Genomic DNA, 23,626 nt, shown 5'->3' on the forward strand with positions numbered 1-23,626 from the left:
GGTGGGCGCGACGATCGACCAGCTCCAGGACACCGACCTGGTCAAGCAGCTCAACCGCGATCACGAGCGGCTCGCGAGCTTGCGCGCGCCGTGGGAGAGCGTGTGGCGCGAGATCGACGAGCGCGTCAACCCGCTCGGCGCCGGCGGCTGGGACGGCACCGGCACCGGCGCCGGGCGCGTGCGCGGCGCGGGCAATTTCGACGTCACCGCGGTGGAGAGCCTCGACCGCTTCCAGGCGGCGATGGCGGCGATCACCGTGCCGTTCCAGTCGCAGTACATCCGCCCGCGCTTCGAGGACCGCGACCTCGACAAGCTGCCGGCCGTCAGGCGCTGGTGCGAGCGCGCGGGCGACCGGCTGTACGCGATCCGCTACGCGCCGCACACCGGCTTCCGGGTGCAGTCGGGCGAGGACCTGCGCCAGCTCGGCTGCTACGGCTCGGGGCCGCTGTGGAGCGGCGAGCGCAAGGGCGTCGGGCTGTTCTACAAGGCGCTGCACCTCTCCGAATGCTATTTCGACGAGGATTTCAGCGGGCAGATCGACACCGTCCACCGCCGCTACACGCGCTCGGCGCGCCAGCTGGAACAGGAGTTCGGGCGGGAGGCGCTGACCCCGCGGATGCGGCGCGCGCTCGAGCAGGACAAGGCCGCCGAGCGGTTCGAGCTGCTCCACGTCGTGCGGCCCAATCCCGCGATCGAGGCGGGCGCGCTCGACCGGCGCGGGATGCCGGTCGACAGCGTCACGGTCGCGCTGGACGAGAAATGGGTGCTGCGCCGCGGCGGCTTCCACTCGATGCCGATCAGCGTCAGCCGCCACGTCACCGGGCCGGGCGACATCTACGGCCGCTCGCCCGCGCTCAAGGTGCTGCCGACGATCAAGGGCGTCAACGCGATGCAGCAGACCAACCTGCGCGCCGGGCACAAGCTGGTCGACCCAGCGCTCGCCTTCTTCGACGACGACGGGATCACCTCGCTGGTGACGCGCCCCGGCGGCGCCAACCCGGGGCTGGTCAACGAGCGCGGCCAGCTGCTGGTCGCGGCGATGCCGAGCGGCGCGCAGCTGCCGATCGGGCTCGAGCTGGTGGAGAGCGAGCGACAGGTGATCCGCACCGCCTTCCTCGAGGACTTCTTCCGGATCCTCACCGATCCCGGCGACCGGATGACCGCCACCCAGGTGCTCGAGATGGTCGCCAAGCAGGGCGTGCTCGTCTCGCCCTACGCCGGGCGCTACGAGACCGAGAAACAGGCGCCGGTGACGCAGCGCGACCTCGAGCTGGCGTTGCGCGCCGGGCAGATCGAGCCCTTCCCGCCCGAGGTGCTCGAGGCGGGCGCCTGGCCGCGGATCGACTACGACAACCCGCTGTCGCGGATGGCGCGCGCCGAGGAGGCCGCGGGGCTGACGCGCTGGATCGAGGCGATGACGCCGCTCGCCAACGTCGATCCGGGGGTGTTCGACCACGTCGACACCGACGCGGCCGCGCCGGGGCTGGCCGACGTGCTCGGGCTGCGGCCGAGCTGGATCGCGACCCCCGACAAGGTCGCGGCCAAGCGCCAGGCGCGCGCGCAGCAGCAGCAGGCGAGCGCCGCGCCCGGGCAGATGGCGGACGCGGCGGGGGCGTATCTCGACCTCGCCCGGGGCAATCAGGTGGTGGCGGGGGCGGCAGCGTGAGCCGGAAGCGACGACGGCCGCACGCGTGGTACGCGCAGATCCTGCCGCTGCGGCTCGGCAAGGTAATCTGCGAGCATTGCGGGAAGGTCGTGGCGGTCGGCGACTGGCCGACCGGCAAGCGGACGCGCTGCCTGGGGACCAGGACTCGGCCGTACCGGGGGAAGATCTTTTGAGCGCCGCCGAGCGCAACCGGCTGCGGTGGCGCGCCGTGGGGATCGCGCGGGCGGTCAAGGAGCTGTTCGCGGCGGGTGAGCGGGTGCGCGGGTGGCGCGCCGCGGTGGCGCGCGCGCTGCTCGGCCGGGCGCCGCGGGCGTGGCTGTACCGCGCTGTGCTGTTGGCCGACGGGCTGGTGCTGCGCGTCGCGGCCGAGCGCGTGCTCGCCGACCTGCGCGACTTCACCTTCGCGGCGCGGCCCGCCTTCGATCCCGACCCGCTGGTGATGGCGCGGCGCGAGGGCCGCCGCGACGTCTGGCTGCGGCTGACCAACTACCTCCACCCGGACGAGCGCCAGGTGCGGCTTCTGATGGAGAGCGACGATGGCGACTGAGGACACGGGTGCTGGTGCGGGTGGCGGAGACGCGCTTGGCGGGCTGCTCGGCGGCGCGGGCGGTGGCGCCGGCGGTGGGACGGCGCCGGCGGCCGAGGGTGGCGCCGGTGCGGGCAGCGAGGCGGGCAGCGGGGCGCCGGCGGGGGCGGCGCCGGACTGGTACGCCCACGTCTCGGCCGAGGCCGGCGACGGCGAGAGCGCGTCCAACCGCGACTGGCTCGCCGCCAAGGGCTTCAAGGATCTCGACGCGGTGGTGAAGTCGGCGCGCCACGCCGAGCGCGCGCTCCACGACAAGGGGATGGTCGCGGTGCCGAAGGAAGGCGCGGCGCCCGAGCAGGTGGCCGCCTTCCACCGCGCGATCGGCGTGCCCGAGGCGGCGACCGGCTACGAGATCAAGGGTCCCGAGGGCGTGGCGCTCAACGAGCCGCTGCTCGCGCGGCTGGCGGGGGCAGCGCACGCGGCGGGCGTGCCGAAGGGGGCGTTCGAGCGCACCGTCGGCGAGTTCATCCAGGCGCAGCTCGACGAGGCCGCGGCCGAGCGGACGCGGCAGGATCAGCTCGCCGAGGGGAAGCTGAAGGAGTGGGGCGGGAAGAAGGACGAGCAGCTCGCGCACGTGTCGGCCGGGATGCGCGCGCTCGGGCTGAGCGGGGCGGACGGGGTGGCGCTGCGCGGGGCGCTCGGCGCCGATCGCGCGCTTGAGCTGATGGCGAAGATCGGCGCCGGTGTCGCGGAGGACACGCTGGTGGGCGGCGGGCGCGGCACCTTCGGGGTGTCAGCGGCCGAGGCGAAGACGCAGCTCGACGCGATGCGGAACGACCCCGAGGTGGCGCGCAAGGTGGCCAGCAAGGGAACGCCGGAGCGCGCGCGGTGGGAGCGGTTGAATCGCGCTTGGGCGGAGGGACAGTGACAGGCGAATCGACACTGCTTGCGCGTACATATATCTTCATGAGATAAGGCCGACTATGAGCAGCCAATTACCTGAAAAGACGCTATCCGACAATTTAAGCCGAGTGAACGATTGGCTTAAGTTTGCCGAGACAAAGAATGCGGCGCTACTTACCTTTTCATCAGCGTGGCTACTCGCCACCTGCTCGCTTTGGTCGAACGACAAAGCCCCGCACTACTTGAAGATTGGCTCTCTTAGCGTTGTTCCACTTATTATTGGAGCAGCAATATGCGCGATTCTATCATTATTGCCGTCGGGGCAGATAAAGATTGCGGGTGACACGGCAACTGGCCTGACCACCCGTAATTTGCTCTTCCACGGGAATATAGCGAAGCTAGACCGGGGAACTGCGCGAACATCGTTCGCTACTCGCTATGGCGTGTCGAAGCTAGATGAGATATCATCTAATCTCATTGATGATCTTGTCACTCAGCTTGTTGAGACGAGCCTAATAACAGTAAGGAAGTTGAATTTATTTGCAAGAGGAGCGAAATTCATCTTAGCAGCGTTTATAATTATTTTTCCAGCGATGCTTCTGAGCTCGCTTACTCTCACTTAGTTTCTTCGTCAGGCGGACTGGTTGTAAGGTTAAGTGCGGCAGCTATCTCGACCGCAGCTACGATTTTGCCCTCGAAGGCCGGTTCCTCTGGATCCTCCCCCTCCGTTATGAGCGTAGGTGGATTTAAGAAGTTTTCTATCAGCTTATCCAACTTCTCAACGTACCAATCCGGCACAATTGTAAGTTTATGCTCGCCATCCTCAAGAATGAAGGGCCGGAAGGTGTAGGAGGTCTGCTCTCGATAGAAGGCAGCGCAATACTTCTGGACGTCACGCGGATCGCACGGTTTGTCGCCTGTCAGCCTATCTTCAAGGGTTGCGGCGGTACCTGACTCTCCCATATCGATCCAGAAAAGCGGATATGGCAGCCCACCAAAGACACCTTTAAGTGGGATAGCACCACCGAAATGGAACTTTATTTCTTGATCGAGAGCGTCATCATCTGGGGTCGTCAAGGATAGTATGTATGGTATACCTACACTCACAACAAAGCGACGAGCTGACGCGTGCGAGGCCAATCTGAAGCCAACATCAACCGACGGTCCAACGAAATCAATTGACGCTTTGCTTGCCCCAGGATCAGTATAGTACTCATTTAGAATTATACCACTTTCCACAAAGTAGTCTTGCGGATCTGCACTTAAGAGACTGCCCGACTTAACCGAAACAACATCCTTATTTTTGACTGGAAAGCCAGCTATCCATGCTGTAGCTTTAACATCAAGGCGGTTGTCATTCCTTTTCAGGAAAGAGCGTATTTTGCCGAGGGCAGAGATCCAACATTCCAACGCAAGGGACAATTGCCGGTAGTCAGTCAAGACTTTAGTGAATAGGATTTCGTCCCCAACGGTCTTCCACAGCTCTGGAGGCGGACCACACAGTGACTCACTAGAAATTACTTTTTTCGTTGAATCACGCCACGCCGAAAAAAACGCCAGCTGCGCTTCTATGTAAAATCCTTGGATGATTGAAAACCAAGGAGTGTCGTCCTTACTTTCTTTGTCCCGGAGCGTTATCACTTGGGACTGCTTTAAAGCAGTAGATCCGACTATGTCCGCACTTAGGAATAAACGCAGACGCGGCTTGAGAAATAGTGGGCAGTCGGAGCGGAGCGGCAATTTATCCTCGCAGATTAAGCTGTCGTGCACGAACCTCTGCAGCCTGCTCGGAGACACCGAAAAATGAGGCCGTCTTCGCCAGGTCACCTTCGCAGGCCAGATACTGCTCTCGGAACTGCTCGGCTGGCATAAGGAACGCTCCGGCGAACCAATTCGCCTCCCACTCTACTCGCTCCGAACCTCGCCGATACGCGATCATCTTACTCGAAGAAACCGATTTACCAGCATGCCGCGGCCATAAGTAGTGCACAACAAAGTGCCCAAGTTCATGCGCTATAGTAAACTTATCTCGCCGCGGACTTGTGTGTGACGGAACGACAATGGTGAACTTAGAAGGGCTCTCAACGTACAAGCTCCCAGAACTGTCCGGGTCGCTAGACAACGTATCTTCTACACTAACCACGCCACCCATTCTCTGCACGAGATCCCGCACATCATCACCGGGGGCATAATTTAACTGCTTAGCAACTGATTCTGCGAGGGCAAATACTTGCTGTTTTGTTAGATTGGAAGCCACAGCAGCAGCATAATCTAGCGCGGACATTTGCTGGCCTTTTTAAGTTAAACCCTCTCTAACATACCTGATCGCGCCATGCAATCCGCCTTGTTCCCCTTATGTTTCGTCGTCCGCTGACGATGTGCCCTTTAACGTTCTTGCTTCAAGGCTGGTGGGTTAGTATATGTTCCTAACGCGGCAAGCCGCCCGCCTCCCTCGCGGAGGCAGCGGCCCGCGCCCCAGAGCCGGGTGGCTCCGCCGATCGCGGGCGTTAAACGATAGAGCGGCCCTCCCCGGCACGGGGCGGCAAGCCCTTCGAAACAGGATCAGTCCTTTTTCGCGAGGGAGGCCCGCATGGCCGACGTCAACACGACGGCGAATTACGAGTTCACCAACAACGTCGAGCTGCAACTCCAGCAGACCAAGTCCCAGCTGATCGACGCGGTCGAGACGCAGGACTGCGCCGGCGCCGAGAAGGTCACCGTGGCGGACCTCATCGGCTCCACCACGCCGCAGGAGGCCGACGAGCGCCACGGCGACCTCAAGGAAACCGACCCCGGCCACGACCGCGTCTGGCTGGTCAAGACGAACGAGCTGTACTTCCACAAGTTCGTCGACGGCGCCGACCAGCTCGCCACCCGGATCAGCCTCGACGGCGGCTACACGATGGCGGCCACGGCCACGATCAATCTCGCCTGGGACGACCGCATCCTCGAGGGCGTCTACGGCCCGATCCTCTCCGGCAAGGAGGGCACCACCGTCACCCCCTTTCCGCCCGCGCAGATCATCCCCGCCGCGACCGGCGGCGCGGGTGGCGGCGCGACGCGGATGAACGTCGCCAAGCTGCGCGCCGCCAACAAGATGCTCGACAAGGCGTTCGTGGGCGCCGAGGCGCAGGCGACCAAATACATGGTGCTCACCGCCGAGCAGAACGACGACCTGCTCTCCGAAGTCCCCGCCACCTCGTCCGACTTCAAGGGCGCGTTCGGCGGCGAGTTTCAGGACGGCCGGATCATCCGCATGCTGGGCTGGACCTTCCTCCACCTCGAGCTGCGCAATCCGGCGCTCAACGCCTTCAAGTCCAAGCTCACCGTCGATGCCGACGGCAACACGCGCACGCCCTTCTGGGTGAAGTCGGGCGTCCGGCTCGGCATCTGGAACCGGCTGCGCACCGAGATCAAGGACCAGCCCAGCAAGGTCAACACGCGCTCGGTCTTCGCCGGCACCACCGTCGCCGCCACCCGCACCCAGGCGGGCAAGGTCGGCATCATCCTCAACAGCGAGAAGTGAGCGACGCGATGGCAAATCATCTCGCCACCGAGTTCGAGACGTCGCCGGGCATCCCGGCGCGGCTCGACAACCGCCTGGTCAACGCGGTCACGCGCCGCAGCCGCGCCACCAAGCCGCCGGTGGCGCTCGAGCCCGGCGACCGCCTCTTCCTCGGCCGCCTGCCGCGCGGCGCCGCGATCGTCGCGCTGTCGGCGAACAGCGACACCGCGCTCCCCAAGGTCCACCTCTCGATCGGCACCGACACCGAGCCCGACCGCTTCGCCGCCGCGCGCGAGGTCAAGGTCACCGACACGCCCGTCGCGCTCGGTCCGCGCGGCGCGGCGCACGCCGCCACCCCGCTCGGCGCCGAGGAGGAGCTGTGGCTGACCGTCACCGGCGCCGCGGTCCCGGCCGAGGCAGTGCTGGTGATCGACACCGAGTTCGCGCTCTCGGCCTGACCCCCGCTTCGCCGCCGGCGCGATCCACGGGGGCGTGGCGCGGCGGTGGCGGACCCCGGGGCGGCGCCGCGAACGCCGCCCCGGAACCCCGCGAAGGAACCCGAAGTGACCGCCACCTCGCTCACCGTCACCCGCGGCCACCCGCGCCCGCAGGACGTCGCGCTCGCCGCGGCCGACGCGCTCGGCGACGGCGAGGCCGCGCGCCTCACGCTCGACGCGCGGACGATGTCGCGCGGCGACGCGCTGCTGCTGGTCGAGCAGCTGCGCCAGGCGCTCGTCGCGCTGCCCTGGCCGCTGCGCTGAGACGCCCCGAGCGGTGGCCGACTTCGTCACCATCGCCAATCTCGCCGCCGCGTCGATCGGCGAGGACGACCAGCTGCGCTCGCCCGACGACGACACCCACCTCGCGCGCTCGGTGCGCGCGGTGTGGGATCTCGAGCGCCGCGCCGCGCTGCGCGACCACCAGTGGAACTTCGCGATCCGCCGCGCGCAGCTCCCCGCGCTCGCCGACGCGCCGCTCGACTGGCGCGCCGCCTTCCACCTCCCCGCTGACTGCGTCCGCCTGATCGAGGTGCTGGGGGTGAGCCGCACGCGCTACCAGCTCGAGGGCCGCGCGCTGCTGGCGGACGCGCCCGGCCCGCTCGGCGTCCGCTACGTCGCCGACGTGCGCGAGACCGCGCTGTGGGACGACCTGTTCGTCCGCGCCTTCGCCGCGCGGCTGGGCTACGCGATCGCCGACCGCGTCACCGGCGACCGCGCGCGCCGCGCCGACGCCTGGGGCGCCTACCAGCAGGCGCTCGCCGAGGCCAAGCGCGTCGACGCGCTGGAGAACCCCGGCGTCAGCTGGGCGCCGTGCGGCTGGGAACTGGCGCGCACCGGCGGCAGCTATGGTGGCGGGGGCGCGACCGCGCTGACCCGCGACGGGCTGCTGTTCCCGTGACGCTCCAGCGCCCGATCGCGACCAGCTTCAACGGCGGCGAGCTGAGCCCGCGGATGGGCGGCCGCGTCGACACCGCGGTCTACCAGGTCGGCGCCGCGGTGCTGGAGAATTTCATCCCCACCGTCGAGGGCGCGCTGGTGAAGCGCCCCGGCTTCGAGCACATCGAGGACGCCGCGCCGGGCGCGAGCTGGCTCAGCGCCTTCCGCTTCGACGCCGCGCGCGAGTATCTCCTCGAGTGGAGCGACCGGCGGCTGCGCTTCTTCGCCGGCGGCGCGCGGGTCGAGACCGCGCCCGGCGTCCCGCTCGAGCTGGCGGTGCCCTATTCGGCCGCGGAGGCGCCGTTCGTCGCGACGCAGCAGAGCTTCGACCGGCTGTACCTCGCGCATCCCGCGCACCCGCCCGCGCGGCTCACCCGCACCGGCCCCGCCAGCTTCACCTACGAGCCGCTGCCGCTCGCCAACGGCCCCTTCGCCGACGCCAACGCCGACCGCGGCGTCACCGTCTCTGCCAGCGACACCACCGGCGCGGTGACGCTCACCGCCTCGGCGCCAATCTTCGCGCCCGGCCACGCCGGCGCCTTCTTCCGCGTCGAGGCGGCCAATGCGGCGGAACAGCGCAGCTGGCAGGTCGGCATCGCCGGGATCACGCCCGGCACCGTCTACCGCAACGACGGGATCGCCTACACCGCCACCAGCGCGGGGCGCACCGGCACCAACCCGCCGCGCCACACCGAGGGCGAGGCGTGGGACGGTGACGACACGCCCGGCCGCACCGACATCAACGGCAAGGGTCCGTTCGGCGTGCGCTGGGCCTTCCGGCACGACCGCTTCGGCGTGCTCCGCCTCGGGTCGATCGCCGCAGACGGCCGCAGCGCCACCGCACAGGTGATCCGCCGCCTGCCCGACAGCCTCGTCGCCGCGCCGACGCACCGCTGGGCGCACGGCGCCTTCTCGGCCGCGGCGGGCTGGCCCAACCTCGTCGTCGCCACCGGCGGGCGGCTGATCCTGATCAAGCGGTTCGAATTGTTCGCCAGCGTGTCGGGCGACTATCTCAACCACGCCACCCACACGACCAGCGGCGTCACCGCCACCGACCTCGCCTTCCGCCGCACGCTGTCGACGCCCGACCCGGCGCTGTGGGCGATCGCCGATCGCAACCGCCTGCTGATCGGCACCGCCAGCCGCGAGATCGCGGTGGGCGCGATCAACGCCGCGCAGCCGCTCGCCGGCGACAATATCGAGGCGGTGCCGCAGAGCTATTTCGGCTCGGCGCCGGTGACGCCGCAGCAGATCGGCACCCAGGCGGTGTTCGTCCAGCGCGGCGGGCGCAAGCTGCGCCAGGCCGACTACGACTTCGCGCGCGACCGCTACGCCGCGGAGAATCTCACCGTCTGGTGCCGCCACGTCACCGCCTCGGGGATCCGCCAGCTCGCCTTTCAGAAGGATCCCGAGGAGCTGTTGGTCGCGGTGCGCGGCGACGGCCAGCTGGTGGTCCACCCGCACGCGCCCGAGCAGGAGATCAAGGGCTTCGCGCGGATCGTCCACGGCGGGGGCGCGATCCGCTCGGCCGCGTGCCTCGCCGGCGCCGACGGCGTCACCGACGAGCTGTGGGTGCTGGTCGAGCGCGACGGCGGGGGCGTCGGCGTCGAGCGGATGGCGGCGTGGCGCGAGGACGATGCCCCGCGCGCGGACGCCTTCTTCCTCGACAGCGCCACCGCCGCGCGCGCCGCGCCGGGCCAGCAGCATTTCAGCGGCGCCATCCAGCTCGCCGGCGCGCGCGTCGACGTGCTCGCCGACGGCGGGGTGATCCGCGACGTGCGCGTCAACGCGGACGGCGCGTTCACGCTCCCGGCGACGTCGGTGCCGCGCGACCGCGGCTTCCGCGTCGTCGTCGGGCGGCGCTTCACCGCGCTGGCGGTCACGCTGCGCCCCGAGCTGCGCGGCGACGGCCAGTCGAGCCAGGGCAAGCGCCAGCGCGTGGTGGCGCTGGTGCTGCGGCTGCTCGACACCGCAGGGATCCGCATCGGCGCGCGCGCGGGGCCACTCGACGCGCTGCTCGACCGCAGCGGCGACGACGCGATGGACGCGGGCGTGCCGCTGTTCAGCGGCGACAGCACGCGCTCGGTCTCGGGCGGGTGGGACCGCACCGGGCAGGCGCGCTTCGTCTCGGACGCGCCGCTGCCCGCGGTGGTGGTCGCCGCGATGCTCACGGTCGAGGTGGGGTCGTGAGCGTGGCGATCGCGCCGCTCGGCCCGGAGGACGCGCTGCGGATCCAGCGCCAGCGCTCGCAGCGGATCCAGCTCGGGCTGGCGCGCGACCTCAGCGCGGCCGAGGCGGCCGACCTCGCCGCCAGCCCCGGCGAGGCCTGGGCGGCGCGCGGGCGCGACGGCCGGCTGGTCGCCTGCCTCGGGCTGCGCGAGACCTTCCCCGGGCGCCAGGCGGTGGCCTGGGCGATCCTCGCCGAGGGGATCGGCGCGGCGCATCTCGCGGTGACGCGCTTCGCGCGCGCGCGGATCGCCGCCAGCCCGCTCGCGCGGATCGAGGCGCTGGTGCGCGAGCGCGTCGCGGCGGAGCGGCGCTGGGCGCGGCTGGTGGAAGCGGCGATGGCGCTCGGCCACGTCGTCGCCGGGGTCGGCGGCTACGAGGCGGGGCGGTTCAACCAGCGCGCGGCGCAGACCGGCGCGATCGAGGAGCAGCGCGCGGGCGCCGCGGCCGAGACGCGGATCCGCGACTCCGCGCGCGCCGCGATCGGGGCGCAGCTTGCCGCGCAGGGGGCCAACGGCTTCGAGCAGGGGAGCGGCTCGGCGCTCGACGCGCTCGCCGACAGCCAGGTCAGCGCCGCGTTCGACGCGCTCCAGGCGCGCGACGACGCGGCGCGGCGCGCGCGCGCGCGGCTGGTGGAGGGCGACATCGCGCGCGCGCAGGGCAACAACGCGCTGGTGTCGGGGCTGATCGGCGCGGGCGCGTCGCTGCTCCAGTCGCGCTCGGACTGGGCGGCGGCGCGGCGCGGCACCACCCCGCCGGCGCAAACCCCGACGCCGCGGGCGGGCGGCTGATGCCCGCCGAGCGCGGTTACGAGCAGCAGCTCGGCCCGCCGCGCGCGGTGCCGCTGCCGCAGGCCGGCGCCGGCGCGTTCGGCGCGGGCGTCGGCGCCGCGATCGCGGAGCTGGGCGCGGCCGGGCACGCGCAGGACCTGCGCCGCTACCAGCTCGACCGCCAGCAGAAGGCCGACAGCGAGGCGGCCGACTTCAACGCGCGCTTTGCTGTCGCGCGAACCGACGCGGACCACTTCGTCACCGACCTTCGCCACAACCCTAAACCGGGTGGCGAAGGTCACGCCGTCGCCGTGACGGACTGGTGGCGCGCGCGCGCTGACGGGCTCGCCGACGGCATCGCGGACGACCGCGTGCGGCGCTCGGCGCTGGCGCAGCTCGGCGAGTTCGGTCAGCGGCTCAGCAGCAACGAGTATCAGTGGCAGGAGGGGCAGCGTGTCGGCAAGCTCACGACCGACCAGTTGCAAGCCACACAGGCGTCCGCCAACCGCGCTCGCCGGCTACCCGATCCCGACGCCTTCGCGCAGGAGCTGAGCCTAGGGCGCCAGGGCATCGAGGCGCTCGCGGGCGTGCCACCGGAGGTACGGGAGAAGCTCGGCCGCGACTTCGACGAGAAGGTCAGCACCGGCTATCTCCAGGGGCTGATCGAGCGCGATCCCGCCGCGGTGCCGCGCGTGCTCGACAGCGGGGCGTTCGACTCCATCCTCCCGCCCGAGGTCGCCGAGCATCTCCGCCGCGGCGCCGAGGTGCAGCTGCGGCGCGGCGAGGCCGAGGCGCGCGCGCGGCAGGCGCAGGAGCTCGCGCTGGTCAGGCAGCAGCTGCGCGCGCGCGAGGTCGATCTCGCCGCCGGCGCCGGCTCGGGCGACGACCGGCGCGCGGTCGCGGCGCAGTGGCACGCGCTCGGCGACGACGCGAAAGCCGAGGAGTGGCGCGGGCGCGCGGTGGCGTTCGACGCGGTCCAGCACACGCGCGACTGGACGCTGCCCCAGCTCGACCAGCGCGTCGCCGAGCTGAGCGCGAAACAGGCGCGCGGCGCGCTCGACGGCGACGAGGCGCACGAGCTGCGCGGGCTCACCGAGCAGCGCCGCGCCACCGCCGAGCGGCTCGCCGAGCCCGGCGGCGCGCTGCTCCAGCAGCAATACGCCAGCGGCCAGCCGGTGGCGCCGCTCGACCCGCGCGATCCGGCCTCGCTGCGCGCGCGCGCCGACCAGGCGGTGGCCGCGGCGGCCCGCTACGGCCGCGCCGCGCCCGAGCCGCTGCTCAGGACCGAGCTGCCCGGCTTCCACGACCTCGTCCACGGCGGGCCGGCGCAGCGGCTCGAGGCGCTCGCCGCGCTCCAGGGGTTCGGCGACCCGCGCGTGATCCGCGCCGCCGCCACGCAGGCGGCGGGGAGCGAGGACGGCGCCTTCCGCGTCGCGGCGCAGCTGCCGCTGTCGGTCGCGCGCGAGGTGCTGCGCGGCGAGGAGACGCTCAGGAGCGCGCCCAAGGTGTTCGACGAGGCGCGCGCGCGGGTCGACTTCGCAAAGTGGTACGGGCCGGTGCTGGCGCCGCTCGGCGGCTATCGCGACGACGTGTTCCGCGCCGCCAAGAGCTTCTACGCGCAGCGCGCGGTCGACGGCGGGCTCCACCAGTACGACCCGGGCCGCTTCGCCGAGGCGGTGGAGACGGTGCTCGGGCGCCAGCCGGGGGCCAACGGCGCCACCGGCGGGGTGGCGCACACGCCGGGCGGGCTGGTGCTGGTGCCGCAGGGGATGAGCGGCGACGAGCTGATGCGGCGCTTCGCGCGCGCGAGCGCGGCCGACTACGCGCGCGCCTCGGGCGGGCGCAGCGCACGCTGGTCCGACGGCCACGTGATGACGCGCGGCGAGTTCGCGACGATGCTGCCCACCGCGGTCGGCGACGGCCGCTACGCCTTCCGCTCGGGCGGGCGGATGGTGAAGGACGAGCACGGCGACGATTACACCGTCGACGTGCGGCAGCTCGGCCAGTGACCGACGCGCGCGTTGCCCCCACGCCGGCGCCGCAGCCGCACCCGTCGCTGCTCGCGGCGGACGCGCCGAGCGACACGTTCCGCCAGCTCGGCCCGCGCGCGCCAGCGGTCGAGCGGCCGGTGGAGATGCCGGGCGTCTTCGGTCAGATCCACGCCGCCGCGATCAACGCTGGCGCCGAGGACGAACGGCAGGAGCTGCTGCAGCAGCAGGCGGTTGACCAGGGCTACGCCGCGCTCGCCGACGAGCTGAAGCGCCGCGGCTTCAAGGACGACTACAGCTTCAGCCCGCTGCCTGGCGCGGCACCGATGTACCGCGGCGCGGCGATCTTCCGCGACATTCAGCGCGCGCGTCAGCTCGACCCGCATGCCTTCGCCGGCGTCGAGGACGATCCCGAGCGATGGCGCCAGCGGATCATCACGCCGCTGATCGAGGCCGATCGCCAGCGGCAGGACATCGTCCACCGCATGGGCTGGGCGCCCTGGCTGCTCGGCACCTTCATCGGTGGCGCGAGCGATCCGCTCAACCTGGCGACGCTGGCGATGGGCGGCGGCGGAGCGCGCTCGATCTTGGGCGCGGCGATCAAAGACGCCCGCACCAACGTCCAGCTCGAGGCCATGCAGGCACCCGAACACGCTGTCGAACGTGCGGCTCGAGGGCAAGAGACCACGCCGCTCGGCGTCGCGACCGACCTCGCCACCGCTGCCGGCACGGGTGCGCTGCTCGGCGGCGGGATGAAGGCGCTGGAGCACCCCGCCGCCGCGCTCGCCCGCACCGCGCGCGAGCGGATCGGCTGGGACCGGATGACCGACGCCGAGCGCGGCGCGACCGCGGTGCTCGAGCGCGAGGCCGACATCGCCGCGGGCAGTCCGTTCACGCCCGGCGCCGGCACCGACGCGCACGCCGAGCGGCTCAACCGCGCGATCGCGATGCTCAACGCGCCGCCGGACGTCGCCGCGCCGCTGCGCCCGGTGAGCAGCGCCGAGGCCGCCGCGCGCACCGCGGCCGACCGCTGGGAGCAGTTCAAGCTCGCGCTCGGGCGGCGCGAGAGCAGCGGCGACGACAGCGCGACCAACCCGCACTCGAGCGCGACCGGGCGCTACCAGGTGATCGACTCGACCTGGCTGCGGGTCGCACGCACCTTCCCGGAAGCGGCGCACGCCTCCGACTCCTACCTGCTCGCGCTGCGCAGCCACCCGGTGTGGCAGGAGCGCGTCGTCGACCAGCTCGGCGCGGAGTATCGCTCGGCGCTGGCGAAGGTGGGCGCGCCCGAGACGCCGGCCAACCTTTACCTGATGCACTTCGCCGGCACCGGCGCGGCGTCGAAGATCCTGCGCGCGGCGGGCGACACGCCGGTCGAGGCGCTGCTGTCGCACGCCGCGCTTCAAGCTAATCCGTTCCTGCGCGGCAAATCGGCCGAGGAGGTGGTCGACTGGGCGGCGCGCGCGATCGGGGGCGAACGCTCGCGCGCGCCGGTGCTCCGGCGCGACCTGTTCGCCGAGGGCGACGTCGGCGACGCCGAGTGGCGCGCGGCGCAGCGCGAGGTCGAGGCGAGCGACGCCGCCTGGGACGACTGGGGCCGCGACGACGTGCGCCCGCCGACGCGCGATCCCGCCAGCGGCGTCGCACACCTCGACGACGACGTGCCGTTCGACCTTGACGATCCGCGCGCGCGGCCGGTGGAGGGTGCCCCCGCCGAGACCTTATCTTCACGGCCGCTCGGTAACGGTGGGCCCGACTCTACCCACCCGGGGGCACTGCCGGAAATAGCCGGGCGAGACGAGCTGAGCGATCCGCTCTCCCCGGATCGGGTCAGCGAGGCCGCCCCGTCACGCTGGTCGCTGGAACTGGCCGAGCTGCGGAAGGAGCAAAGCGGCATCGTGAGGGGGTTGCTCCATCACGAGGCGCTCGACGCACCGATCGACCTGCCATGGGGCCAAGCCGGCGACCCGGCGCGCGACTATCGCGGCGGCTTCGGGCTCGCGCACATCCTCGCCAAGCACCCGGAGATGGAGGCGCACCTCGCGCGCCTCCCCGAGATGATCGCCGATATGGCGGTGTGGCGGCACGAGCCGCTGCGCGAGCGTCTGGAGCTGGAAGACGCGCGCCACCGCGCGGTGATCGCGTTGAGCTGGCACGGCAAGGATGCGCGCTGGCTGGTGACGGCGTTCGAGAAGAGAACCCCCGCCGAGACCTTAGCTCCGCGACCGCTCGGTAACGGTGGGGCCGACTCTACCCACCCGGGGGCGCCTCCGAATCTAGGGGAGCTAAGCCAGCACGACAAGCAGATCGCGCTGCTGCGCTCAATGTGGGCCACCGACGCGGCGCGCGGCGACATACCAAAGCCGGTATGGGCGCTGCGCGACGAGCACGGAAAGATTGCCTGGTGGAGCCCGTCCAAGCGCGCCGCCGAGCGGACCGCGATCGACATGCCCGGCGCGTGGGAGCTGACCAGGCTGGAGCCGCACGACGTCGACGTCGGCCCGCCGCCCGACGTCGCCGGCTTCGACCATCCGGACGACGTCGCGGTCGCGCGCCAGATCGACAGCCTCGAGCACGACGCGCGGATGGCGCTCGCCGCGGACCCCGAGCTGATGGTCCCGCTCGGCGAGGGCGAGAAGCCCGTGCGGCTCGCCGATGCGCTCCGGGACTGCGACGACGATGCCGCCGCGGTGGACGCCGCGCGCGCGTGCCTCGCCCCACCGACGTCCGACAACGCGAAGGAGCAGGGATGAGCCTCGCCGACTGCGTCCCCGCGCTGGTGAGGCGCGGCGAGATCGACGCCGCGCGCGGCGCGCGGATGACCGCTCTGTTCGAGGAGCTGGAGCGCTACTACCGCCGCTCGATGGGCGCCGACGCCGCCGCGGCCGAGGCGAGCGAGGCGACGCTGCGCCAGCTCGCCGAGGAGGCACGGCTCAGGAAGCGGCAGACGCTGCTCCAGGCGGCGCGGCAGCGCGACTGCCTCAAGGACCTCGACCGCTTCAACGGCAAGAACCGTTATTCCGCGGTCAGCGCGCTGCTCGACGACGACGACCGCGCGCCCTATCGCGGCGGCAACGTGATGACCTCGCGTCAGCGCATCCTCTTCCAGGCGCACGCGCGCGTCGCCGGCTTCATCGAGCACCACCGCCGCGACCTGCTCGGCAAGGCGCACGACGCCGAGGGGCTCAACGACGTCGTGCGCGAGCTGCACGCCGCCGGCAGCACCGACAACGCGCGCGCCAAGCTGTTCGCGCAGGCGATCGGCGAGACGTTCGAGCAGCTGCGCCAGCGCTTCAACGCCGCCGGCGGCAATATCCGCCGGCTCGCGGGGTTCGGCCTGCCGCACCGGCACGACGCGCTCAAGGTGCGCGCCGCCGGGCGCGAGCGCTGGCTCGCCGACGTCACCCCGCTGCTCGATCGGTCGCGGATGATCGACGAGCGCACCGGGGTGCCGTTCACCGACGCCGCGCTGCGCGAGACGCTCGAGGGCGTGTGGGAGACGATCCGCACCAACGGGCTCAGCGGCGACGCCAGCGCCGGGTTCGGCGGCGCGGGGAAGCTCGCCAACCGGCGCGGCGAGCACCGCTTCCTCCACTTCCGCGACGGCGACGCCTGGCTCCAGTACGACCGCGCCTACGGTTCCGGCGCCAACGTCTTCACCACCGTGACCGGGCATCTCGACGGGATGGCGAAGGACATCGCCATTTTCGAGCGGCTCGGGCCGAACCCGGACGAGCAGCTCCGCTTCCTGCTCGATCACGTCAACAAGGGCGAGGCGCAGTCCGACAAGACGATCGTCGGCGCGGTGCGCGGGGTCGCCGCCGGGCGGAAGCGGACCGAGAACCTGTGGCGCTACATCAAGGGCGAGAGCAACATCATGGTGCTGCCCGAGGGCGCACTGGAGACGCCCGGCTTTTACGCGATCCGCACCGTGCAGGGCACACGCAACCTGCTCACCGCTTCGCAGCTCGGCTCCGCGCTGTTGTCGGCGCCCGGCGACGCCTTGACCGGCTGGCTCGCGCGCAAGCACTACGGCCTGCCCGCGGTCAGCGTGCTGACCGGCTATCTCAAGCAGCTCAATCCGCTGTCCGGGCGCGACCGCGCGCTGGCGACGCGGCTCGGTCTGGGGATGATGGACGCGGCCCATTCGCTCCAGGGGATCGGGCGCCACTACGGCCAGACGTCGGGGCCGGGCTGGACCAGCGTGGCCGCCGACGACGTGATGCGCGTCAGCCTGCTCAACCGCTTCACCGAGGCGGGGCAGAATGCCTTCGGGCTCGACCTGCTCGGCACGCTCGGCGACCATCGCGGCGAGCCGTGGGATCAGCTGCCGCGCCGCCTGCGTCGCGGGATGGAATATGTCGGGCTCGACCGCCACGACTGGCAGAGCATCCGGCTCGCCGAGCCGGTCGTCAGCAACGGCATCGCCTATGTCGACCCGCAGGCGATCCGCGATCCCGGCGCTGCCGATCGGCTGATGAACATGCTGCTGCGCGGGCGCGCCGAAGCGGTGCCGGAGGTGAGCGCCTCGGCGCGCGCGCTCATGCTGAACGGTACCAACCCCGGCACCTTCTGGGGCGAGATGTTGCGCAACGGCCTCCAGTTCAAAGGTTTCTCCGTCTCGCTGATGATGAAGACGGCGCGCGTGCTGGCCTCGCTCCCCCCGCGCGAGCGCGCCGCCTACGCCGCGCAGTTCGTGATCGGGCTGACGTTGTTCGGCGCGGCGACGATCCAGCTGCGCGAGATCGCCAAGGGGCATGACCCCCGGCCGATGGACAATCTCGAGTTCTGGCGGGACGCGGCGCTCCAGGGCGGCGGGATCGGCGTCGTCGGCGATCTGCTCGGGCAGTACACCGCCGAGCGGGTCGACCTGACCGGCTTCATCGGCGGGCCGGTGGTCGGCCTGTCCGTCGACCTGGCGAAGGCCGCGCACCAGGCGTTGCCGGGCGCGGAGCGCGAGGACGGGACGCATCGCGAGGGTAACCCCGGCGCAGCGCTGACCCGGCTGGTGCAGCGCTACACGCCGGGCGGCAACATCTGGTACCTTCGCGCGGCGTTCGAGCGGCTGGTGATCGACCAGTTGATGGCCGAGCACCTCGATCCGGAGGTCGAGCAGTGGCGTGAGCGCCAGCGGAAGCGCGACGAGAAGAACCACCAGGGCGAGTGGTGGGCGCCCGGCGAGGCGGCGCCGAGCCGCGCGCCCGAGTGGATGAATGCGTGGGGCGGCGAGAAACCCGCCTAATCGTCACCGCACCCTCTGACCGGGACGCCTCCTGAGTAGCGCGTTCACGCCGTCCGCTGCGCTACCGAGCAAGACCAGCACGAGCCCCGGCGCGGCGAAAAGCATCGCCCCATACCATGGCCACCTCCAAACAGCGTAAGCGCATACGAAGGAAGCGATTGTAAGAGGAAAAGTGAACCTTAAACCGAAGCAAGCGACAATCAAGATTGTGGCAAGTATCGGACCGAACAGAAAATCCGCGCCGACCGCCGCAGCAATCAGCTGTGAGATACCATAGCCGATTACAGCTGCAATCCAACAACTTGTCAGAACGCCCCTCATCTTGCGCTTGCTCCGCGATTCGGTCTCGGATATACATCTCACGTCCGGTATGTCCCGGACAAGGGATTGGTCTCCCTGCTCCTGTTGGCGTAGCCCGCGCCACACGCCCCGTGTGGGCGCGGTTTTCTATGGCCGGGCGTGTCGCGAGCTCCGCAAGGAGCGCCGTTCCAACAGGCGGTAAGACCAATCGTGGCACGTCCGGCCACCAGCTTTGGTCTTGCTGGAACCGGCGCATCTGTTGGAGCGCCTATGGAACCCGTACTTACCTACCAATTCGAAGATGAGCCAGTTCGGGTCATCACCGTCGCCGGTGACCCATGGTTCGTTGCCGGCGATATCGCGAAGGCGCTCGGCTACCGCGACGCCACCGCCATGACACGCAACTTGCAAGACGATGAGAGGGGTACACACGTTCTGTGTACCCCCTCCGCCGACCAGGAGATGACGATCATCTCGGAGAGCGGCATGTACGCCGCCATCTTCAAGTCGCGCCGCCCCGAGGCGGATCGGTTCCGGCGCTGGGTCACCGGCGAGGTGCTGCCCTCGATCCGCAAGACCGGCCGCTACGAGCTGCCCGGCTACGACCCGCGGCCGCTCGCGCCGGGCGACGTCGATCCGGTCCGGCTCAACGCCTCGGTCGCGACGGTGCGCGAGGCGCGGCGGCTGTTCGGCCCCGCCGCGGCGCGCAGCCTGTGGACCCAGCTCGGCCTCCCCGCCCCGATCGTCGACGCCTGCCCGCTGATCGAGGGCGACAATCTCGCCGAGCCGCTCAAGGAGTGGCTCGCCGAACGCACCGAGACGACCGCGCTGCTCGCCGCGCAGGGCATCGGGCTCGAGACGGTCGACCGTGGCGTGCTGTACCGCACGGGCGCGCTGCTGCGGCTGTTCGGCTGGGTCGACTGGCCGGTCAAGCGCGAGGGCGTGAAGCGCAACATGTGGTTCCACCCCGACCACGTCCCCCAGCTGGTGCGCGAAGCCCGTGCCGCGAGGGGGCTGTGAGATGCCGGCGCGGTGGGACGAACGGCGCGATCAGGAAGAGCGCGCCACGATCGCGTTGGGCGCGATGCAGGCGTTGCACGACCTGATCGCCTTCCAGGCACCCGGCGGCGAGATCAAGGCCGAACCGTTCGCCTGTCTGCTCCAGGTGGTGTTCGATGCCGCCCGCCATGCGATCCCGAGCGGCGTGCCGCGGCATCGGGCGGCGGTGAACGATTTGGAACTCTAGGCTCGCCGCGTCGACGATCACGAAGGCTCTTGTTTAGGGGATGGACCGTATCGTCGAACGACGGTTAGCTATGCGCTTCGGCGCGAACCAGGCCGCAGGGCGACGTCAAGATCGGGGGAGAGACATGCGGTGGCTGATGATGCTGGTGGCAGTGGCGCTCGCGGCGCCCGCGCTAGCCGATACCTGGATGTCGCCGACGCGCGCCGTCTACACCTCGCCGAAGAAGACCAGCCGACTCATCGTCGAGCCGCGCGCTCTCGAGAGCCAGCTCGCTTATTTCGAGGACAAGAGCGCCGGCAAGGAGCCCGCGGGTCAGCGCGCCGGCGAGACCAAGCGCACCGCGCGCGGCGTGCTCGAGCGACGGGTCGGCGGGCGCTGGATCACGCAGTGGGAGGTGCCGCTGGCCAATGAGGTCGCGCCCGTCGACGCGCTGGTCAGCGACGACGGCCAGCATGTCGTCACGTTCGACAATTGGCACTCGATGGGGCTGGGCGAGAATGTGGTGGTGATCTACGGCGCTGGAGGGCAGCAGGTCCGCTCTCTCCGGCTCGACGACCTCCTGCCGCCCGACTATCTCGAGGCACTGCCGCGCTCGGTGAGTTCGCTGCATTGGCGTCGCGAGGCCAGGCTTGCCCGCGACGGTCGCCACGTCGCCATCCCGGTCGTCGTACCCGAGGAGGAATCCCGTAGCGATGCGCGGCCGCGCACGGTCGACGTGTCAGTGGATCTCGCGACCGGCGCGGTCGTGCCGCCGTCCGGCGCGGCGTGGGACCGCGCGCTGACCGCAGCGACGCGCGTGGCGCGCGACCGTCGCGCGTGGCAGGCAGCGCAGCGTGCCGCCTTCGCGGCCCCCTTGTCGCCGCCGGCGCAGCCGGGCGAGCCGGCGTGGCACGGCTATCTGCGCGAGCTGTTCTACCGCGTCGACCCCGCCTGGCGCGAGGGCTTCCCGAAAACAACCGTGCTGCGCTCGCCGGGCGCGAAGGATTACGCGCCATCGGTCACCTGGGTTCGCGAGGCGCTGCGCGAGGCGGAGGAGGGCGACGCCGTGATGCTGGCAGCACCGGCCGCCCCCGAGCGGCTGGTCGCGATCGTCGAGGAGGAGGCGCGGACGCTACCCGCCGGCAAGCTGCGCGGCGTGCGGGTCTACCCCGCCGTCCCCCCGGCGGCGTTCGCCGCGATCCGCAGCGCGCTCGCGACGAGCGGGGCCGAGGTCGTCGCGGTCGACCTCGCCGCGCCGGTGCCGCAGCGACCCGAGCGGCTGGCCGAACGGACCGCGGCCTCGTTCGGCGGCGCACCGCCGCCGTCGCACGATGGCGCGGCCGAGCAGGCGGCGGTCGCCGACGCGCTGGCGGATTCGATGGAGGCGCTGGCGGCCGAGGTCGCGAAGGAGTCGGCGGCGACGCCGCGCTGACGCGATCCCCGCTTCCCCGCGGCACGGCCGGCTGGTACAAGGCCGCACCGGCGTTCGCGGCGCCGCCACGCCCCCGATAACCTCTCGCCGAGGGGATCGGATGACCGTCGCCGCCCTGCCCTCCACCGTCAGCTACGTCGAGGACGGCGCCACCACCGCCTTCGCGGTGCCGTTCCGCTTCAAGGCGGCCGAGGACCTCGTCGTCGAGCGCGTCGCCGACGGCGCGGTCATCGTGCTCCGGCTCGGCGTCGATTATCGCGTCGTCGGCGGCGAGACCGACGCGGGCGGCACACTCACCCGCACCGAGGCGAGCGCGGGCGCCACGCTGCGCGTCCGCCGCCGCACCGCGCGCGCGCAGGAGATGGTCTACACCCCCGACGACCGTTTCCCCGCCAAGAGCCACGAGGGCGCGCTCGACCGGCTGATGCTGATCGCGCAGGAGTTGGACGCCGCGACGGGCGAACTCGACGCGCGCGCGCTGCTGGTCCCGGAGGGCGAGATCGGCGGCACGCTGCCCCCCGCCGCCGCGCGCGCGGGCCGCGCGCTGGTCGGCATGCCGGGCGGCGGCTTCACCACCGCGACGCTGGGGGACGGCGACGACCCCACGTTGCGCAGCGATCTCGCCGCGGCCGACGGCGCCACCCGCGTCGGCTTCGCGCCGCAAGCCCCCGGCACCGCGCCGCGCTCGGTCCAGGCCAAGCTGCGCGAGCGCGTCAGCATCTCCGACTTCAAGCGCCCGGCCGAGCCGGATTACGCGCCCGCGCTCGCGCGCGCGCTCGCCACCAACAAGGAAGTGTTCTTCCCCGCGGGCGATTACCCCGTCGCGACCGGCCCCGACTGGGCCGCGATCAAGGCCGCGCACGGCGTCGAGATCCCGGTGGTCCAGCTCAGCGGCGAAGGGCGCGGCCGGTCGCGCATCCTGTTCACCGGCGCGGGCACCTTCCTCAAGGGCGGGCGCACCGTCACGCCCGCGGGCTACGCCCAGTCGCTGGTCGCCGACGGGCTCAGCCTGATCGGCACCGGGGTGCGCGGCAACAGCCTCGCGCTCAAATACGGCGAGTTCACCACCAGCGCCAACAACAGCTTCGCCGGCTGCGACAGCGCGACCGAGCGGTTCGACGCCGGGGTCAATCTAGGGCCGGCGCGCGTCGCGGGCTTCCTCCAGCGCGCGCTCAATCTGCTCAACGCCGGGGCGCTCTCCGCCGGGTCGTGGCGACCGTAACGCACCGTTAACCAGGGCGTGATAGGATCGCCGGACAGTCCAGGGGGGATCATTCGTCGTGGCGTCTCAGCCGAACATCGATAACAGGCGCGATCCGCGATTCAGCACCGAATGTCGCGCGATGGCGCGAATCGCGCTGTCGATCACGATCCTCGACGTGTCCGCCAACGGCCTGCGCGCGCGGATCTCGCTGCCGCTCGCGGTCGGCACGCTGCTCAAATTCTCGCTGCCGGGCAGCGGCGAGCATCACGCCCGTATCGCCTGGCGCGACGGCGAGATCTTCGGCTGCGAGTTCATGAAGCCGCTCAACTCACAGGAACTGCGTCGCACGGTCGAGGCCAGCAGCAACGCCGCCCCGGTCGCGATCAGCAGCTGAGCCGCGCGGCGCGCCCGTGCAGGGCCGCCGCGGCGGGATCAGTCCTCGTCCGATGCCGTGTCTGCCGCGGCGTCCGCCGAATCGGCGCCCCCGCGCTCGAACCAGGCCTCGACCGGACCGGTCAGCTTGATCGTCAGCGGGCGGCCGTGGCGGTCCACCTTCTTGCCCAGCGCGACGCGGATCCAGCCCTCGGAGATGCTATATTCCTCGACGTCGCGGCGCTCGACGCCCTTGAAGCGGATGCCGACCCCGCGCTGAAGCGCGGCCTGGTCGAAGTGCGGGCTCGACGGATCGATCGAGAGACGGTCGGGGGGCGTGTCGGTCATGGCGCGGCGCCATGCCGCAAATGCGGCGCGCAGGCCATAGCAAAACGGCGCGGGATCGCCCCCGCGCCGTCGTTCCGCTCACCAGCCGCGATAATAACCGCGCGGGGCATAATCGCGGTAATAGCCTCGCGGCTCGTAATAATAAGAGCGCGGCGGCGGCGCGTACTCGCGGTAATAGACCCGCGGCGGCGCGCGATAATAATAATCGCGGTCGTCGTAATAGCCGCGGTCGTAGCGATCATAGCGATCGTAATAACGGTCACGGTTGCTCGACGCGATCGCCGCGCCCAGTCCCAGACCGATCACGCCGCCGATCAGGGCGCCGGTGGCGGCGTCGCCGCCGCGGTCGCGGTGGCGCCAGTAGCGCTGTGCCTCCGCCGGCGCCGCGCTGGTCAGCGCGGTCGCTGCCAGCGCGGTGGCGAGCCCGGCCTTTGTCCACAGTCCCGACATCTCAAGACCTCCTCAACTCGGTTCGCATGATGG

Annotated in this window: 21 protein-coding genes; 18 read left to right on the forward strand and 3 right to left on the reverse strand. The window is 70.9% G+C overall.

The genetic code is table 11. From position 1 onward, the window contains the following. Position 1 precedes the first annotated feature (1 nt). The 4 genes from EV292_RS07940 (at position 2) to EV292_RS07955 (ending at position 3,718) form a co-directional block, all read left to right on the forward strand. A complete protein-coding gene (locus EV292_RS07940; RefSeq protein WP_132908652.1) occupies positions 2 to 1,666 on the forward strand; it encodes a portal protein in 1,665 nt (554 codons plus the stop codon). Between the two features lie 169 nt (positions 1,667 to 1,835). Next, on the forward strand, positions 1,836 to 2,213 hold the full coding sequence (locus tag EV292_RS07945) for a hypothetical protein (RefSeq protein WP_132908653.1): 378 nt from the start codon (positions 1,836 to 1,838) through the stop codon (positions 2,211 to 2,213). Further along, the gene (locus EV292_RS07950; RefSeq protein WP_132908654.1) at positions 2,203 to 3,120 is read left to right on the forward strand and encodes a hypothetical protein; all 918 of its coding nucleotides are present in this window, start codon (positions 2,203 to 2,205) and stop codon (positions 3,118 to 3,120) included. Before EV292_RS07945 ends, EV292_RS07950 begins: the two co-directional genes overlap by 11 nt. 55 nt (positions 3,121 to 3,175) lie before the next feature. Then, positions 3,176 to 3,718, forward strand: coding sequence for a Pycsar system effector family protein (locus EV292_RS07955; RefSeq protein WP_132908655.1), 543 nt, complete (start codon positions 3,176 to 3,178; stop codon positions 3,716 to 3,718). Here the strand turns inward: EV292_RS07955 and EV292_RS07960 are convergent. Further along, positions 3,711 to 4,736, reverse strand: a complete 1,026-nt coding sequence (locus EV292_RS07960) for a hypothetical protein (RefSeq protein WP_132908656.1) — start codon at positions 4,734 to 4,736, stop codon at positions 3,711 to 3,713. The two genes, EV292_RS07955 and EV292_RS07960, sit on opposite strands and share 8 nt — an antisense overlap. Positions 4,737 to 5,685: 949 nt before the next feature. Between EV292_RS07960 and EV292_RS07970 the strand changes: the two genes are divergently transcribed. From EV292_RS07970 to EV292_RS08035, 14 genes are all read left to right on the forward strand, one after another. Further along, positions 5,686 to 6,621: a phage capsid protein gene (locus tag EV292_RS07970; protein WP_132908658.1), complete on the forward strand. Its 936-nt coding sequence runs from the start codon at positions 5,686 to 5,688 to the stop codon at positions 6,619 to 6,621. A gap of 8 nt (positions 6,622 to 6,629) precedes the next feature. Next, positions 6,630 to 7,058: a hypothetical protein gene (locus tag EV292_RS07975; RefSeq protein ID WP_132908659.1), complete on the forward strand. Its 429-nt coding sequence runs from the start codon at positions 6,630 to 6,632 to the stop codon at positions 7,056 to 7,058. Between the two features lie 105 nt (positions 7,059 to 7,163). After that, positions 7,164 to 7,361, forward strand: coding sequence for a hypothetical protein (locus EV292_RS07980; RefSeq protein ID WP_132908660.1), 198 nt, complete (start codon positions 7,164 to 7,166; stop codon positions 7,359 to 7,361). A gap of 13 nt (positions 7,362 to 7,374) precedes the next feature. After that, positions 7,375 to 7,998 carry a hypothetical protein gene (locus EV292_RS07985; protein ID WP_132908661.1) on the forward strand — a complete coding sequence of 208 codons (624 nt, stop codon included), beginning with the start codon at positions 7,375 to 7,377 and terminating at the stop codon, positions 7,996 to 7,998. Next, positions 7,995 to 10,226, forward strand: a complete 2,232-nt coding sequence (locus EV292_RS22580) for a hypothetical protein (protein ID WP_165927049.1) — start codon at positions 7,995 to 7,997, stop codon at positions 10,224 to 10,226. Before EV292_RS07985 ends, EV292_RS22580 begins: the two co-directional genes overlap by 4 nt. Continuing rightward, on the forward strand, positions 10,223 to 11,053 hold the full coding sequence (locus EV292_RS07995; RefSeq protein ID WP_132908662.1) for a hypothetical protein: 831 nt from the start codon (positions 10,223 to 10,225) through the stop codon (positions 11,051 to 11,053). Before EV292_RS22580 ends, EV292_RS07995 begins: the two co-directional genes overlap by 4 nt. After that, a complete protein-coding gene (locus tag EV292_RS22585) occupies positions 11,053 to 13,041 on the forward strand; it encodes a hypothetical protein (RefSeq protein WP_165927050.1) in 1,989 nt (662 codons plus the stop codon). The genes EV292_RS07995 and EV292_RS22585 overlap by 1 nt, the downstream gene beginning before the upstream one ends. Beyond that, complete coding sequence (locus tag EV292_RS08005) at positions 13,038 to 15,773, forward strand: hypothetical protein (RefSeq protein ID WP_132908663.1); 2,736 nt, start codon at positions 13,038 to 13,040, stop codon at positions 15,771 to 15,773. Before EV292_RS22585 ends, EV292_RS08005 begins: the two co-directional genes overlap by 4 nt. Beyond that, positions 15,770 to 18,262, forward strand: coding sequence for a hypothetical protein (locus tag EV292_RS08010; protein ID WP_132908664.1), 2,493 nt, complete (start codon positions 15,770 to 15,772; stop codon positions 18,260 to 18,262). The genes EV292_RS08005 and EV292_RS08010 overlap by 4 nt, the downstream gene beginning before the upstream one ends. A gap of 570 nt (positions 18,263 to 18,832) precedes the next feature. After that, the gene (locus EV292_RS08015) at positions 18,833 to 19,582 is read left to right on the forward strand and encodes a BRO family protein (protein ID WP_132908665.1); all 750 of its coding nucleotides are present in this window, start codon (positions 18,833 to 18,835) and stop codon (positions 19,580 to 19,582) included. Between the two features lies 1 nt (position 19,583). Further along, on the forward strand, positions 19,584 to 19,808 hold the full coding sequence (locus EV292_RS08020) for a hypothetical protein (protein WP_132908666.1): 225 nt from the start codon (positions 19,584 to 19,586) through the stop codon (positions 19,806 to 19,808). A gap of 124 nt (positions 19,809 to 19,932) precedes the next feature. Next, complete coding sequence (locus tag EV292_RS08025) at positions 19,933 to 21,219, forward strand: hypothetical protein (RefSeq protein ID WP_132908667.1); 1,287 nt, start codon at positions 19,933 to 19,935, stop codon at positions 21,217 to 21,219. 100 nt (positions 21,220 to 21,319) lie between these two features. Beyond that, positions 21,320 to 22,441 carry a hypothetical protein gene (locus EV292_RS08030; protein WP_132908668.1) on the forward strand — a complete coding sequence of 374 codons (1,122 nt, stop codon included), beginning with the start codon at positions 21,320 to 21,322 and terminating at the stop codon, positions 22,439 to 22,441. A gap of 58 nt (positions 22,442 to 22,499) precedes the next feature. Next, the gene (locus tag EV292_RS08035) at positions 22,500 to 22,817 is read left to right on the forward strand and encodes a PilZ domain-containing protein (protein WP_279432408.1); all 318 of its coding nucleotides are present in this window, start codon (positions 22,500 to 22,502) and stop codon (positions 22,815 to 22,817) included. A gap of 38 nt (positions 22,818 to 22,855) precedes the next feature. Here the strand turns inward: EV292_RS08035 and EV292_RS08040 are convergent, their stop codons facing one another. Then, on the reverse strand, positions 22,856 to 23,143 hold the full coding sequence (locus EV292_RS08040) for a DUF3297 family protein (RefSeq protein WP_132908670.1): 288 nt from the start codon (positions 23,141 to 23,143) through the stop codon (positions 22,856 to 22,858). 78 nt (positions 23,144 to 23,221) lie between these two features. Further along, positions 23,222 to 23,593 (reverse strand): hypothetical protein, encoded by a 372-nt coding sequence (locus tag EV292_RS08045; protein ID WP_132908671.1) that lies wholly within the window; start codon positions 23,591 to 23,593, stop codon positions 23,222 to 23,224. Between the last annotated feature and the right edge of the window lie 33 nt (positions 23,594 to 23,626).

Source organism: Sphingomonas sp. BK235 (assembly GCF_004345855.1).
In the GTDB taxonomy this organism is placed as follows: Bacteria; Pseudomonadota; Alphaproteobacteria; order Sphingomonadales; family Sphingomonadaceae; genus Sphingomonas.